At 68.7% G+C, this 15,325-nt stretch carries 11 protein-coding genes; all 11 read left to right on the top strand.

The window, feature by feature from the left end; translation table 11 throughout:
• Window positions 1-228: 228 nt before the first annotated feature.
• The 11 genes from ngcE to ACZ5XS_RS04140 all read left to right on the top strand — a co-directional run bounded on the left by ngcE (window position 229) and on the right by ACZ5XS_RS04140 (window position 15,325).
• Window positions 229-1,683, top strand: a complete 1,455-nt coding sequence (ngcE, locus tag ACZ5XS_RS04090) for an N-acetylglucosamine/diacetylchitobiose ABC transporter substrate-binding protein (protein ID WP_468647637.1) — start codon at window positions 229-231, stop codon at window positions 1,681-1,683.
• Between the two features lie 15 nt (window positions 1,684-1,698).
• Window positions 1,699-2,625: a carbohydrate ABC transporter permease gene (locus tag ACZ5XS_RS04095; RefSeq protein ID WP_468647638.1), complete on the top strand. Its 927-nt coding sequence runs from the start codon at window positions 1,699-1,701 to the stop codon at window positions 2,623-2,625.
• Window positions 2,626-2,629: 4 nt separating this feature from the next.
• On the top strand, window positions 2,630-3,553 hold the full coding sequence (locus ACZ5XS_RS04100; protein ID WP_468647639.1) for a carbohydrate ABC transporter permease: 924 nt from the start codon (window positions 2,630-2,632) through the stop codon (window positions 3,551-3,553).
• A gap of 184 nt (window positions 3,554-3,737) precedes the next feature.
• On the top strand, window positions 3,738-4,937 hold the full coding sequence (locus ACZ5XS_RS04105; protein ID WP_468647640.1) for an ROK family transcriptional regulator: 1,200 nt from the start codon (window positions 3,738-3,740) through the stop codon (window positions 4,935-4,937).
• Window positions 4,938-5,069: 132 nt separating this feature from the next.
• Complete coding sequence (locus tag ACZ5XS_RS04110) at window positions 5,070-6,158, top strand: sugar ABC transporter substrate-binding protein (RefSeq protein ID WP_468647949.1); 1,089 nt, start codon at window positions 5,070-5,072, stop codon at window positions 6,156-6,158.
• Window positions 6,159-6,495: 337 nt separating this feature from the next.
• Window positions 6,496-7,287: an ATP-binding cassette domain-containing protein gene (locus tag ACZ5XS_RS04115; protein ID WP_468647641.1), complete on the top strand. Its 792-nt coding sequence runs from the start codon at window positions 6,496-6,498 to the stop codon at window positions 7,285-7,287.
• Entirely contained in the window at window positions 7,284-8,600 is a 1,317-nt protein-coding gene (locus ACZ5XS_RS04120) for a sugar ABC transporter permease (RefSeq protein WP_468647642.1), read from the top strand. The genes ACZ5XS_RS04115 and ACZ5XS_RS04120 overlap by 4 nt, the downstream gene beginning before the upstream one ends.
• A gap of 279 nt (window positions 8,601-8,879) precedes the next feature.
• A complete protein-coding gene (dxs, locus tag ACZ5XS_RS04125) occupies window positions 8,880-10,808 on the top strand; it encodes a 1-deoxy-D-xylulose-5-phosphate synthase (RefSeq protein WP_468647643.1) in 1,929 nt (642 codons plus the stop codon).
• A 365-nt stretch (window positions 10,809-11,173) separates the two neighbouring features.
• Window positions 11,174-12,697: an amino acid permease gene (locus ACZ5XS_RS04130; protein WP_468647644.1), complete on the top strand. Its 1,524-nt coding sequence runs from the start codon at window positions 11,174-11,176 to the stop codon at window positions 12,695-12,697.
• 270 nt (window positions 12,698-12,967) lie between these two features.
• The gene (locus ACZ5XS_RS04135; protein WP_468647645.1) at window positions 12,968-13,168 is read left to right on the top strand and encodes a hypothetical protein; all 201 of its coding nucleotides are present in this window, start codon (window positions 12,968-12,970) and stop codon (window positions 13,166-13,168) included.
• A gap of 21 nt (window positions 13,169-13,189) precedes the next feature.
• On the top strand, window positions 13,190-15,325 hold the full coding sequence (locus ACZ5XS_RS04140) for an FxsB family cyclophane-forming radical SAM/SPASM peptide maturase (protein ID WP_468647646.1): 2,136 nt from the start codon (window positions 13,190-13,192) through the stop codon (window positions 15,323-15,325).

The following is a 15,325-nucleotide window of genomic DNA, read 5'->3' on the forward strand; positions in this document are numbered from 1 at the left end:
ACAGGCCACTCATATTTCCGGGAGGTCTCAACTCGGGAAAGACCCGCAGCCAACCTTGCATTCGATCTTGCTCCATTGACCTGAAGTGGACTATACCTGTCGACGATTCACACGATCCGCACGTCACGATCCGCACGTCATGATCCGCACGAACCTGCTTGACCTGACCGCGGTGCCCGGGAGGATCCGGTACACCGCCTGAGTCCTGGAGAAGGCGAGGACTTGAGCATGGGATCCACTTCCGCCGAGAACAACGGCACCGGTGGCGTCGGCCGCCGCGATCTGATCAAGCGGTCCGCCGCGCTGGGCCTGATCTCCGTCCCCACGATGAGCTTCCTGTCCGCGTGTGCCAGCAGTGGCGGCGACGACAGCGGGGACAAGGCCAAAGCCGGCAAGAAGACCGAGAAGAACCCCTTGGGTGTGAACGACACCGCGGGGATGGAATTCGTCCTGTTCGACGGCGGATTCGGCAAGGAGTACGCCGAGGACGCCGTGAAGATCTACGAGAAGAACTTCCCCGGGGCCAAGGTGAAGTTCTCCGCCACCCAGAAGATCCAGTCCACCCTCCAGCCCCGCTTCAACCAGGGCACCCCGCCCGACCTCATCGACAACTCCGGCGCCGAGCAGATGGACATGGGCGTCCTGGCCGGCAAGAACCAGCTCACCGACCTCACCCCGCTCCTCGACGCCCCGTCCTACGACGACCCGGCCAAGAAGGTCCGCGACACGCTGCGCCCCGGCATCGTGGAGATGGGCCAGCTGGACGGCGACCCGGTCTGGATCATGTACTACGCCTACACGGTGTACGGCGTGTGGTATTCGCAGAAGGCCCTGGACTCCCTCGACTCCGCCTATCCCGAGACCTGGGACGAGATGCTCGCGGTCTGCGAGAAGGCCAAGAAGCAGGGCATCGCGGGCTGGACGTACGCGGGCAAATACCCGTACTACCTCCCCTTCTCGCTGTACCCGATGATCGGCAAGGTCGGCGGCGTCGAAGTCCTCGACGCGATCGACAACCTGGAGCCGAACGCCTGGAAGCACCCGGCGGTCAAGGCGTGTTTCGAGGCCTACTACGAGCTCTTCAAGAAGGGCTACATCCTCAAGGGCACACCCGGTCTGGACCACATCCAGTCGCAGACCGCGTGGGCCAAGGGCAAGGCGCTGTTCATCCCGAACGGCTCCTGGGTGGAGAACGAGTCGGCGAACGTCATCCCGGCCGACTTCGACCTCGCCGTCTCCGCGCCCACCGGCATCGACTCCTCCGACAAGATGCCCTTCGGCACCATCTGGGCCTCCGGCGGCGAGCCCTTCATCGTCCCGGCCAAGGCGAAGAACGGCACGGGCGGCATGGAGCAGCTGCGCATCATGCTCAGCGAGGCGTCCTCGAAGAACTTCACCAGCAAGGTCAAGTCGCTGACGGCGTACAACGGCGGCACCGACGGCATCACCCTCACCCCCGGCCTCAAGTCCGGTGTCGCGGCGCTGGAGAAGGCCGGCGACAACGTGGTCAACCCGCGTCTGCAGGACTGGTACGTGCAGTTGCAGAAGGAGAAGATCGGGGTCTCCGGACTCGGCGAGATGATGGCCGGCCGGCTCACTCCGGCCGAGGCGATCAAGAAGATCCAGGCCTACGCCGACGAGACCGCCAAGGACACGTCGATCAAGCACTACAAGCACCAGTAACGGACCGGAGAAGCGATGCAGCACGGCAAGTACCGGTTCATCGTGGGGTTTCTGGCAGTGCCCCTCGGTCTGTACGCGCTATTCGTGATCTGGCCGTTCATCCAGTCCATCTACTACTCGTTCACGGACTGGACCGGCCTGAGCCCCGAATTCAAGATGGTCGGCCTGGACAATTACCGGAGGATGCTGGACGACGAGATCTTCTGGAAGTCCTTGCAGCACAGCTTGATGTTCGCGGTCGTGCTGCCGCTGTTGACGATCAGTCTGGCGCTGTTCTTCGCCTTCATGATCAATGTCGGCGGGCGGCGAAGGAAGGGCGGCCCGGTGATCTCCGGAGTCCGGGGCTCTTCCTTCTACAAGATCGTCTACTTCTTCCCGCAGGTGCTCTCGATCGCCATCGTGGCCCTGCTGTTCGCCTTCGCGTACAACCCGGACAGCGGCGCCATCAACTCGCTGCTGCGCGGGATCGGGCTCGGCAGCGTCCAGCCCCTGTGGCTGGGCGACCCGAGCCTGGCCCTGTGGTGCGTGCTGGCGGTGCTCGTGTGGTCCACGGTCGGCTTCTTCGTGGTCCTCTTCTCCGCGGGCATGGCCTCCATCCCGGCCGACCTGTACGAGGCGGCGCTGCTCGACGGTGCGGGCCGCGCCACCACGTTCTTCCGGATCACCCTGCCCCTGCTGTGGGACACCGTGCAGTCCGGCTGGGTCTACATGGGCATCCTCGCCCTCGGCGCCGAGTCGTTCGCGGTCGTACAGATCATGACGACCGGGCCGGGCGGTCCCGACTACTCGACCACCGTCCTGGTGCTGTACGTGTACCAGAAGGCGTTCCGCGACGGGCAGGCCGCCTACGCCACCACCATCGGCGTCGCCCTTCTCGTCGTCACGCTGGCCTTCGCCGCCCTCGTGATGCGGCTGGGCCGACGCGAGCGGCTGGAGTACTGAACAGATGAAGACGACCGAGACCCCCGCCCCTCTGCCGGCAGAGCCCGGCATTCCCGTCGCCAAGGCCGATGTCCCGGCCGGCCCGCCCCGCAAGGAGAAGAAGCAGGGCACCGCCCTCAACGTCTTCTCGCACGGGATCCTGGTCATCTGGGCGATCATGGTCGTACTGCCACTGCTGTGGGCGGTGATGACGTCCTTCAAGGACGACAGCTCCATCTTCGGCTCGCCCTGGTCGCTGCCGGACACGCTGCACTTCGACAACTGGTCGCGGGCCTGGACCGAAGCCAACATGAGCGACTACTTCCTCAACACCATTCTGGTGGTGGGAGGTTCGCTCATCGGCACCCTGGTGCTCGGCTCGATGGCGGCCTACGTCCTGGCCCGCTTCGACTTCCCGGGCAACCGGTTCATCTACTTCCTGTTCATCGGCGGCATGAGTTTCCCGATCATGCTGGCACTGGTCCCGCTGTTCTACGTCGTGAACAACATGGGCCTGCTGAACACGATCCACGGCCTGATCCTGGTCTACATCGCCTACTCGCTGCCGTTCACGGTGTTCTTCCTCACCGCGTTCTTCCGCACCCTGCCCACCTCGGTGGCGGAGGCGGCCTTCGTGGACGGGGCCTCGCACACCCGGACGTTCTTCCAGATCATGCTGCCGATGGCCAAGCCCGGCCTGATCAGCGTGGGGATCTTCAACTTCCTCGGGCAGTGGAACCAGTACATGCTGCCCACGGTGCTGAACACCGACCCGGACAAGCGCGTCCTCACTCAGGGACTGGTGCAGTTGGCGGTCAGCCAGGGGTACAAGGGCGACTGGTCGGGACTGTTCGCGGGCCTGGTCATGGCGATGCTGCCGGTGCTCGCGGCGTACATCATCTTCCAGCGGCAGGTGGTGCAGGGACTGACCGCGGGGGCGCTGAAGTAGCGGCCCCCTCACCCGTACGGCGACCGCTTCCGGATCTTCCGGAAGCGGCGGCCGTGTTTGTGTACATGAACGCCGATGCGGTTCAACCTCTTGACGGGAGGCAACCCGAACAGCTCAGCTTAGAGTTCACTAGTTGGACATAGACGGGGCCTCATTGAAGCGGTCCCGCGCGCAGGAGGTCGTCGTGGAGACTCCGGGGTCGCAGTCATCACTGCACCGAGCCAACCTGGAGCGGGTCGTACGGGCCGTACGGTTGGCCGGGTCGCTCACGCAAGCCGAGATCGCGCGGTCGACGGGCCTGTCCGCGGCGACGGTCTCCAACATCGTGCGCGAGCTCAAGGACGGCGGAACCGTCGAGGTCACGCCCACCTCCGCGGGCGGCCGCCGGGCCCGCAGCGTCTCCCTGAGCGGGGACGCCGGAATCGTCATCGGGGTCGACTTCGGGCACACGCATTTGCGCGTCGCGGTCGGGAACCTTGCGCACCAGGTGCTGGCCGAGGAGTCCGAGCCGCTCGACGTGGACGCCTCCTCGACGCAGGGCTTCGACCGTGCGGAACACCTGGTCAATCGCCTGATTGCAGCAACCGGTGTCGACCGGTCGAAGATCGCCGGCGTGGGCCTCGGCGTACCCGGCCCCATCGACCTGGAGTCCGGCACGCTCGGCTCGTCCGCCATCCTGCCGGGCTGGATCGGCACCAAGCCCGCCGAGGAGCTGCGCGGGCGCCTCGGCGTGCCCGTGCACGTGGACAACGACGCCAACCTCGGCGCCCTGGGTGAGCTGGTGTGGGGCAGCGGGCGGGGGGTGCGCGACCTGGCGTACATCAAGGTCGCCAGCGGTGTCGGAGCCGGCCTGGTGATCAACGGGACCATCTACCGCGGCCCCGGTGGCACAGCGGGCGAAATCGGACATATTACACTTGACGAGTCCGGCCCCGTCTGCCGCTGTGGAAACCGGGGCTGCCTGGAGACCTTCGCGGCCGCGCGCTATGTGCTGCCGCTGCTCCAGTCCAGCCACGGGACCGGCCTGACGATGGAAGGCGTCGTGCGGCTGGCGCGGGACGGAGACCCAGGCTGCCGTCGGGTGATCGCCGACGTCGGCCGACACATCGGAAGTGGAGTCGCCAATCTCTGCAATCTGTTGAACCCGAGCCGGGTGGTCCTGGGCGGTGATCTCGCCGAGGCCGGTGAGCTGGTGCTCGGGCCCATCAGGGAGTCCGTCGGCCGCTATGCGATCCCCAGTGCGGCGCGCCAACTGTCCGTGCTTCCAGGGGCACTTGGAGGCCGCGCGGAGGTGCTCGGAGCACTCGCCCTCGCACTGAGCGAGATGGGTGATTCGACCCTTTTGGACAGTACGCTGCATGCGGCGACGCCTGCCTTCACTTAGAGAACGCAGGACGCCGTTGCCATCTCGTTAAGTATTTACTTCTTGACGTCGCACGCGTGGCCGAGTTGACTTCCAGCCACCTCGGCCGCAACGACGCGGCCTCGTCAGGGAGGTTACAAAGTGAACACGCGAATGCGTCGTACCGCCGTTGCTGTAGCGATCGGGGCGCTCGCCGTCTCGGTGGCGGCCTGTGGCAAGGCCGGCGACGACGACTCGGACAGCGGCAGCGGCAGCGGCTCGGGCGGCAAGTCGATCGGCCTGCTTCTTCCCGACAACGTGACCGCTCGTTACGAGAAGTTCGACAAGCCGTACTTCGAGGACAAGGTCGCCGAGCTCTGCTCCGACTGCAAGGTCGAGTACGCGAACGCCGCGGCCGACTCGGCCAAGCAGGCGCAGCAGGTCAGCAGCATGATCACCAAGGGCGTCAAGGTCATCGTGATCAGCGCCCAGGACTCCGCCGCGATCAAGTCCTCGATCCAGAGCGCGGTCGACAAGGGCGTCAAGGTCATCGCGTACGACCGTCTGGCCCAGGGCCCGGTCTCCGCGTACGTCTCCTTCGACAACGTCAAGGTCGGCGAGCTCCAGGGCCAGGCCCTGATCGACGCCCTCGGCTCCAAGGCGACCCCCAAGTCCAAGGTCGTCATGATCAACGGTGACGACGCCGACCCGAACGCCGCGCAGTTCAAGGAAGGCGCCCACAAGGCCCTCGACGGCAAGGTGGACATCGCCTACGAGCAGTCGGGTCTGTGGAAGGACACGGTCGCCGCGCAGAAGATGTCGGCCGCGATCACCCAGCTCGGCGCCAAGAACATCGCGGGCGTCTACTCCGCCAACGACGGCATGGCCGGTGGTATCGCGACCGCCCTCAAGGGCGCCGGCATCAGCGGCATCCCGCTGACCGGTCAGGACGCGGAGCTCGCCGGTATCCAGCGCATCGTCGCCGGCACCCAGTCCAGCACCGTCTACAAGGCCTTCAAGCCGGAGGCCGACGCGGCCGCCCAGCTCGCGGTCAACCTGCTCGACGGCAAGAGCATCGACGACCTGGCCACCGAGACGCTGACCAGCGGCTCCGGCGACAAGGTGCCCTCGCAGCTGCTGACCCCGGTCTCGGTCACCGTCGACAACATCAAGGACACGGTGATCAAGGACAAGCTCTACACCGTCGCCGACATCTGCACCGCGGACTACGCCGCCAAGTGCAAGGCAGCCGGTCTGGAGTAAAGCCGCACCGCGGCATGCAGAGCCTGTCCGGCGCTCGCCCCACCTTCACCCCGCTGCGGGGCGGGCGCCGGACGGACGCATGACGTGAGCGGCCGCGGGAAAGTCCAGGAACACCCCCACGCCGCCCGGCGGGCACGCTCCCGAGAGCACGCCCGGACAGCGGCGCAGGCCGCCACCGCGGCGGGCGCGGAAACGTCCCCGCACTTTCCCCGGGTCGCTCGCCCGTTGCCAAGAGGCGACGGCCCGCGCATGTTCATCTTGTAAACCAGTGCCTCGAGCACAACACTCCGCGCCTTTTGACAAGCGCGGCATCCCCGCCGGTCAGGCGGCGAAGGAGATGGTTCACGTGTCCGCTACGCCCGTGCTGGCGTTGCGCGGAGTCTCCAAGCGATTCGGTGCGGTGCAGGCCCTCACCGATGTCGAGCTGGAGGTCCACGCCGGAGAAGTGGTCGCCCTGGTGGGCGACAACGGCGCAGGTAAGTCCACCTTGGTCAAGACGATCGCCGGTGTGCACCCCATCGATGAGGGCGTCATCGAGTGGGGCGGCAAGCCGGTCAGCATCAACAAGCCGCACGACGCCCAGGGCCTCGGCGTCGCGACCGTCTACCAGGACCTCGCGCTGTGCGACAACCTCGACGTCGTCGGCAACCTCTACCTCGGCCGTGAGCTGCTGCACCGCGGTGTCATCGACGAGGTCACGATGGAGAAGAACGCCCGCGAGCTGCTGAGCACCCTCTCCATCCGCATCCCGAGCGTGCGCATCCCGATCGCCAGCCTCTCCGGTGGCCAGCGTCAGGTCGTCGCCATCGCCCGCGCGCTGATCGGCGACCCGAAGATCGTCATCCTCGACGAGCCCACCGCGGCACTCGGCGTCGAGCAGACCGCGCAGGTCCTCGACCTGGTCGAGCGGCTGCGTGAGCGCGACCTCGGCGTCATCCTCATCAGCCACAACATGGCCGACGTCAAGGCGGTCGCGGACACCGTCGCCGTGCTGCGCCTGGGCAGGAACAACGGGTCCTTCCCGGTGAAGGACACCACCCACGAAGAGATCATCGCCGCGATCACCGGTGCCACGGAGAACGCCGTGACCCGTCGTGCCGGGCGACGCACCACGGAGGCGGCAAAGTGAGTGACACGTCCAAGACCGTGAAGCAGGATCCGGAGGCCTCGCAGGCCACCGTCGCGCCGGCCGACGACCCCACGGCCGCGCCGGTCACCGTCGTCGACCCGCGTCTGCTGATCCGCGAAGAGGGCCTCAAGGGCTACCTGACCGAGTTCAAGCGGAAGATGAAGGGCGGTGAGCTCGGCTCCCTGCCGGTCGTCATCGGTCTGATCGTCATCTGGACGATCTTCCAGCTGCAGAACGACCGGTTCCTCAGCGCCGACAACCTGTCCAACATCAGCTACTACCTCTCGGCCACCGGCATGCTCGCCATCGGCCTGGTGTTCGTGCTGCTGCTGGGCGAGATCGACCTGTCCGTCGGCTCCGTCAGCGGCCTGGCGTCCACGGTGTTCGCCGTCTTCGTGGTCGACCACGGGGTGGACTCGTGGCTGGCCCTGGTGCTGACCGTGATCACCGGCGTCGGCATCGGCGCGCTGCACGGCTGGTTCTTCGCCAGGATCGGCGTTCCGGCCTTCGTGGTGACCCTGGCGGGCTTCCTCGGCTGGAACGGTCTGATGCTGTGGCTGCTCGGTGAGAGCGGCACCATCAACATCCCGGACGAGGGTCCGGTCCACCTGTTCGGCCAGAGCTCGTTCTTCATGGACCAGGCCGTCATCGGCGCCTACCTGCTGGCCGGCCTCGGTGTCGCCTCCATGCTCTACGGCTCGCTCGTCGACCAGCGCCGCCGTCGTGCCGCCGGGGTCCCCTTCCGGCCCACCAGCGAGATCGCGCTGCGGGTCGGTGCCCTCGCGGTGGCCGCGTTCGTCTCCGCCTACGTCCTGAACCAGGCCGCCGGTGTGTCCAACGCGCTGGTGATCTTCCTCGCGTCGCTGGTGATCGTGGACTTCGTGCTGCGGCGCACCCCGTACGGCCGCAAGGTCTTCGCGGTCGGCGGCGGCATCGAGGCTGCCCGCCGTGCCGGTATCAACGTGTCCATGATCCGTATCACCGTGTTCGCCATCGCCGGTGGCTTCGCGGCGGTCGGCGGCATGTTCTTCGCCGGGCAGACGCAGAGCGCCACGCTGAACGCCGGTGGCGGCAACACGCTGATGCTCGCGATCGCGGCGGCGGTCATCGGCGGTACCAGCCTCTTCGGCGGGCGGGGCACCGTGTGGTCCGCGCTGCTGGGCATGCTGGTCATCCAGTCCATCCAGACCGGTCTGGACCTGCTGAACATGAACACCTCGATCCAGTACATGATCACCGGTGCGGTGCTGCTGGGTGCGGTGGTCATCGACTCCGTCTCCCGCAGGAGTCAGAAGGCCGCCGGCCGCGCGTAGCGCGGTTTCGCCGTGGGGGCTCGGTTCGGGTTGCGGGTGCCGGCCGTGTGTGGCCGGTCGCGCAGTTCCCCGCGCCCCTGGGGAGTTGCGGTACCGCCCCTTTGAGGGAAGCCTGTGCCCGGCACCGATGACGGTGCCGGGCACAGTCTTGTCGTAGGACCGGCACAACCTGGGTACAGCCGATCGCGTGACGTATCACGCACCGCCCGGGCGCGGGCCACGAAGGCGGAACATTAGACTCGACAAGCCCGGCAACAGCTCTACTGCAAGGAGGCACGGGTGCCGCTGCTGACCCGCATCAGGGGACCGCGCGATCTGGACCGGCTCAGCCTGGAGCAGCTGGACCAGCTGGCCGAGGAGATCCGGACCTTCCTCGTCGACGCCGTCTCCAAGACCGGCGGCCACCTCGGCCCCAACCTCGGTGTGGTCGAGCTCACCATCGCCATGCACCGGGTGTTCGACTCTCCCAGGGACAAGGTGCTCTGGGACACCGGCCACCAGTCCTACGTGCACAAGCTGCTCACCGGCCGTCAGGACTTCTCGAAGCTGAAGATGAAGGGCGGCCTGTCCGGCTACCCGTCGCAGGCCGAGTCCGAGCACGACGTCATCGAGAACAGCCACGCCTCCACGGTCCTCGGCTGGGCCGACGGCATCGCCAAGGCCAACCAGATCCTCAAACGCGACGACCACGTGGTCGCCGTGATCGGTGACGGTGCCCTGACGGGCGGTATGGCCTGGGAGGCGCTCAACAACATCGCCGACGCCAGGGACCGCCCGCTGGTCATCGTCGTCAACGACAACGAGCGGTCGTACGCGCCGACCATCGGCGGCCTCGCCAACCACCTCGCGACGCTGCGCACCACCGACGGCTACGAGCGTTTCCTCGCCCGTACCAAGGAGGTGCTGGAGCGGACGCCCGTCGTCGGCAGGCCGCTGTACGAGACCCTCCACGGGGCCAAGAAGGGCCTCAAGGACTTCATCGCGCCGCAGGGCATGTTCGAGGACCTCGGCCTGAAGTACGTCGGTCCGATCGACGGCCACGACATCGAGGCCCTGGAGTCCGCGCTGGCGCGGGCCAAGCGCTTCGGCGGGCCCGTCATCGTGCACTGCCTCACCGAGAAGGGCCGCGGCTACCAGCCCGCCCTCCAGGACGAGGCGGACCGCTTCCACGGCATCGGCCCCATCCACCCCGACACCGGCCTGCCGATCAAGGCGTCGGGCGCCGACTGGACCTCCGTCTTCGGCGACGAGATGGTGCAGCTCGGCAAGGAGCGCGAGGACATCGTGGCGATCACGGCCGCGATGCTCCAGCCGGTCGGCCTGAAGAAGTTCGCGGACGCCTTCCCCGACCGGATCTACGACGTCGGCATCGCCGAGCAGCATGGCGCCGTCTCCGCGGCGGGCCTCGCGACGGGCGGGGTGCACCCGGTCTTCGCGGTGTACGCCACCTTCCTCAACCGCGCCTTCGACCAGGTCCTCATGGACGTGGCCCTGCACAAGTGCGGGGTGACGTTCGTGCTGGACCGGGCCGGTGTCACCGGCACCGACGGCGCCTCCCACAACGGCATGTGGGACATGTCGATCCTCCAGGTCGTCCCCGGCCTCAGGCTCGCCGCCCCGCGCGACGCGGACCAGGTCCGCGCCCAGCTGCGCGAGGCCGTCACCGTCGACGACGCGCCGACCGTGGTCCGCTTCTCCAAGGGCGCCGTCGGCCCCGCCGTTCCCGCCGTGGGACGGGTCGGCGGCATGGACGTGCTGCGCGAGCCCGGCACCGACACGCCGGACGTGCTCCTCGTCTCCGTGGGCGCCCTGGCACCCATGTGCCTGGAGATCGCGAGCCTCCTCGACAAGCAGGGCATCTCCACCACCGTCGTCGACCCGCGCTGGGTCAAGCCCGTCGACGAGGCCATGGCCCCGCTCGCCGAGCGGCACCGCGTGGTCGTCACCGTCGAGGACAACTCCCGCGTCGGCGGTGTCGGTTCGACGATCGCGCAGGCCCTGCGGGACGCGGGCGTCGACGTCCCGCTGCGGGACTTCGGCATCCCGCCGCGCTTCCTCGACCACGCCTCCCGCGCCGAGGTGATGGCGGAGATCGGGCTCACCGCCCCCGACATCGCCCGCCAGGTCACCGGACTGGTGTCCAAGCTGGACGGCCGGTACGGCAGCACGGCGGCCGAGGTCGACGCGGTGGAACCCGCGCGGGACTAGGGCCTGTTCGGCGGATCGGGTCGCAGCAAATGCGCAGCGCCCCCTCGACGCAGGTGAGCGGGGCGTGGTGCGTCGGGCTGCACGGCGGAGGAGAGCGTCGACGCGATGGGGGCCCCGCTCGGGCGAAGTCGGGAGTGGGGGAGTCGGCAACCGACGACAACGCCGCAGATCGGCGTGCCACGCCCGGCGTCTGCGGCATGATCCGCCGGACAGGCCCTTGCCGCAGCAGATAGGCCGGATGGGCCGGTTCCGCCACCGTGAAGGGTGGTGGAACCGGCCCATTGGCGTGAATCCGCCCGCGCCGGGGCATACGCAGTACGCCCCCTCTCGATCATGTCGAGGACGACAAGCGTGGGAGGTACCCCGTGAGCAGCACCCTCTTCCGGACGAAGAAGGTCGAGCAGTCCATCCTCGATACCGAGGAACCAGAGCACGCGCTCAAGAAGTCCTTGTCCGCGCTGGACCTGACCGTCTTCGGTGTCGGCGTCATCATCGGCACCGGCATCTTCGTCCTGACCGGCACCGTCGCCAAGAACAACGCCGGTCCCGCCGTCGCCCTGGCCTTCGCGGTGGCCGGGGTCGTCTGCGCGCTCGCCGCGCTGTGTTACGCCGAGTTCGCCTCGACGGTCCCGGTGGCCGGCTCGGCGTACACCTTCTCGTACGCCTCACTCGGCGAACTGCCCGCCTGGATCATCGGCTGGGACCTGGTCCTGGAGTTCGCGCTCGGCACCGCGGTGGTCGCCGTCGGCTGGTCCGGCTACGTCGCCTCGCTGCTGGACAACGCCGGCTGGCACCTGCCCGAGGCGCTCGGCGTCAGAGACGGCGCCGAAGGTTTCGGCTTCGACATCCTCGCCGCCGCGCTCGTCCTGGTGCTCACCGGCATCCTCGTGCTCGGCACCAAGCTCTCCGCGCGCGTCACCTCGCTGGTCGTCGCCATCAAGGTGACGGTCGTCCTGACGGTGATCGTCGCCGGCGCCTTCTTCATCAAGGGCGACAACTACGACCCGTTCATCCCGAAGGCGCAGGCGGTGCCGGCGGGGGACAGTCTCCAGTCCCCGCTCATCCAGCTGATGTTCGGCTGGGCGCCGTCCAACTTCGGCGTGATGGGCATCTTCACGGCCGCGTCGGTCGTCTTCTTCGCCTTCATCGGCTTCGACGTCGTGGCCACGGCCGCCGAGGAGACCAGGAACCCGCAGCGGGACATGCCCCGCGGCATCCTGGGCTCCCTCATCATCTGCACCACGCTGTACGTCCTGGTGTCGATCGTGGTGACCGGCATGCAGCACTACACCGACCTGTCCGTGACCGCCCCGCTCGCCGACGCCTTCAAGGCCACCGGACACCCCTGGTTCGCGGGCTTCATCAGCTTCGGCGCCGCCGTCGGCCTCACGACCGTCTGCATGATCCTGCTGCTGGGCCAGACCCGCGTCTTCTTCGCGATGAGCCGCGACGGGCTGCTGCCGCGCTTCTTCTCCCAGGTCCACCCGCGGTTCAAGACCCCGCACCGGCCGACCATCCTGCTGGGCGTGCTCATCGCGATCCTCGCCGGCTTCACGCCCCTGAGCGAACTCGCCGAGCTGGTGAACATCGGCACGCTGTTCGCCTTCGTGGTCGTCGCGATCGGCGTGATCATCCTCCGCAGGTCCCGTCCCGACCTGCACCGGGCCTTCCGCACCCCGTGGGTGCCGTTCATCCCGATCCTGTCGGTGTGCGCGTCGCTGTGGCTGATGCTCAACCTGCCCGCCGAGACCTGGCTGCGGTTCGCCGTCTGGATGGCGGTCGGCTTCGTCGTGTACTTCGTCTACGGCCGCTCCCACAGCCGTCTCGGGCGGCAGCAGCAGACCGCCGCCGGCCAGGCGGCCAAGCCGCCGCACGACGGCACGGCGTAGTCGCCCGCGATGCCCCACCGGCCCCGTAGGTCCCGCTCGGCGGCGCCTGCGGGGCCGGATCACGTGCCACCCGCGCCCTCTGACCGGAATTGACCGTCACCGTACGAAAGCTGGCTCGTAAGCTACCTTTGCCGCCCTTGTCACTGAGCGGAAACGGCCCCGATGATGGGTGAAGCGGTGACGACGTGCCCCTCTCGACCGCTCAGTGCGATTCCACTCGGTGGGGATCCGTTCGACACGCGATTCCACGAACCGGAGAAGGAGACCGCGATGACGAACGCCGGAGAGGTTTCGGATGCGGTTCTGGACGGGTTACCGGCAGGGCACCCGCAGCCGCCGCAGTGCACCACACGCATCCCCGACTGTGGCGTCACCCCGCTGGACGGCCTGGGCGAAATCGACCACCGGGCCCTGAGCAGACTGCTGCCCTCGGGGCGGCAGCCGGGCCCCGGCTTCAACTCCGGCATCTGACCGACCGGACACCATGCGCCGATGACCGCCGGGACAAGAGCGTTCCGCCAGTTCGTCCTCAAGGTGCACAGCAGATGCGACCTGGCCTGCGATCACTGCTACGTCTACCGGCACGCCGACCAGAGCTGGCGGCGCCGGCCGCAGGTGATTTCGGACGAGGTGGCGACGGCCGTGGTGTCACGGATCGCCGAACACGCCAGGGCCCACCCCGAACTCGGGCGCGTGCACGTCATCCTGCACGGCGGCGAGCCCCTGCTCGCCGGACGCGAGCGACTGGCCCGGATCGCCGGGGAGCTGCGTTCCGCGCTGGCCGGCGTGTGCGAACTCGACCTGCGCATGCAGACCAACGGCCTGCGCCTGGACGAGGACCTGTGCCGCATGCTGGTCCAGGAACGGATCAGCACCGGCATCTCCCTCGACGGCGACCAGGCCGCCAACGACCGCCACCGTAAGCGGGCGAACGGCACCGGCTCCTACGACGCCGTCGTCACAGCCGTACGGCTCATCGGCTCCCCTCCCTACCGCAGCGCCTTCGCCGGCCTGCTGTGCACCGTCGACGTGCGCAACGACCCGGCCGCCGTCTATGACGCCCTGGCCGGGCTCGACCCGCCGCGGGTGGACTTCCTGCTGCCGCACGCCACGTGGGACCGGCCGCCCCCGCGGGACGCCGCCGCGCCCGCCGCCCACGCGCGCTGGCTGATCACCGTCCACGACCGCTGGAGTGCCGCCGGCAGGCCGTTCCCGGTCCGCCTCTTCGACTCGATCGAGGCCGGGCAGGACGGGCAGGAGTCCTTCACCGAGTCGCTCGGCCTCGGCAGCCCCGACCTGGTCGTCGTCGAGACCGACGGGGAGATCGAGCAGGCCGACTGGCTCAAGACGGCCGGACCCGGCGCGCCTCGCACCGGGTTCCACGTCCTGCGGCACACGTTCGACGAGGCGGCCTCCCACCCCGGCTTCCTGGCGCGGAGCGGGGGAGCGGACGCCCTGAGCCGGAAGTGCCGGGACTGTTCCGTGGTGCGGGTCTGCGGGGGCGGCCTGTACGGCCACCGCCACCGGTCGGACAACGGCTTCGACAACCCCTCGGTCTACTGCGAGGACCTCTTCCGGCTGATCGGACACGTGCTGCGGTCCCCGCGCCCGCGGCCGGTTCGCCGCCCGCACACGCTGACCGCGCACGGCTTCGACTCCCTCGCCGCGGGCGACGGGAGCGGCGACGCGCTGCGCGCCCTCGTCGCCGCCGAGGCCAGCGTGCGCCGGATGCTGCTCGGCGCGGTGTGCGCCCGCCACCCGGGCCCCGAGGCGACTGCCCTGACCCGGCTGGACCGGCATCGGCCCCGTGAGACCGCCGAGACCCTGCGCCATCCCCACCTCGGTACCTGGGCGGTGCGGAGCCTGGAAGAGCGGGTGCCACCGGATGCGGTCCGGCAGCGACTCGGCGAGATCGCCGTGGCGGTGGCGCTTCGGGCGGGCACCGGGTTCCGGTTCGAGCTGCCGGAGCAGGTGCTCCAGGCCCACCTGCCGGGATTCGGGCGGCTGACCCTGACGCCCGGCCACGGGCCCGTCGCGCTGGTCGCGCACGAAGGCGGCCTGCTGACCGCCGTCCCGGGCGGGAAGCCCCTCCCCGTCAGCGAGAGCGCGCCGCTCGGCATCGGCTGGGAGCCCGCACGCCATGTCCCCGCCTGGGGGACCACCATCCTGCTGGAGGACGGCGACCCCTACCGCGACGGCTTCCCGGCCGAGCCCGAACCCCGGCTGGACGAGGCGGCCCACATCCGGTGGGTCCGGCTGTTCACCGACGCCACCGCGCACCTGCGCGCCCGGCACGCCCACCGCGCGCCGGGAGTCCGCGCCCTGCTCACCGCGTGCACCCCGGTGCGCGGGGCAGCTGGACCAGGAGCCGTGGCAGCCGATCCGCACGCCTTCGGCGCCCTGGGGCTGGCCCTGCCGGACACCGCCCAGGCGCTGGCCGGGCTGATCGTGGAAGGAGTGCAACAGGTGAAGTTCAACGCCCTGTTGGACCTGTTCGATCTCGCCGGCAGCGACGTGTCCAGAGAAGGCCTCCGGTCCGCGTACCTGGACCGCGTCCCGGCCACAGCGATTCCCGACGACGGCCTCACCGCGTACGGACGCCGGATGGCCGCCAGGCTACGAGGCTGA

This window comes from Streptomyces sp. NPDC033131 (genome assembly GCF_055578365.1).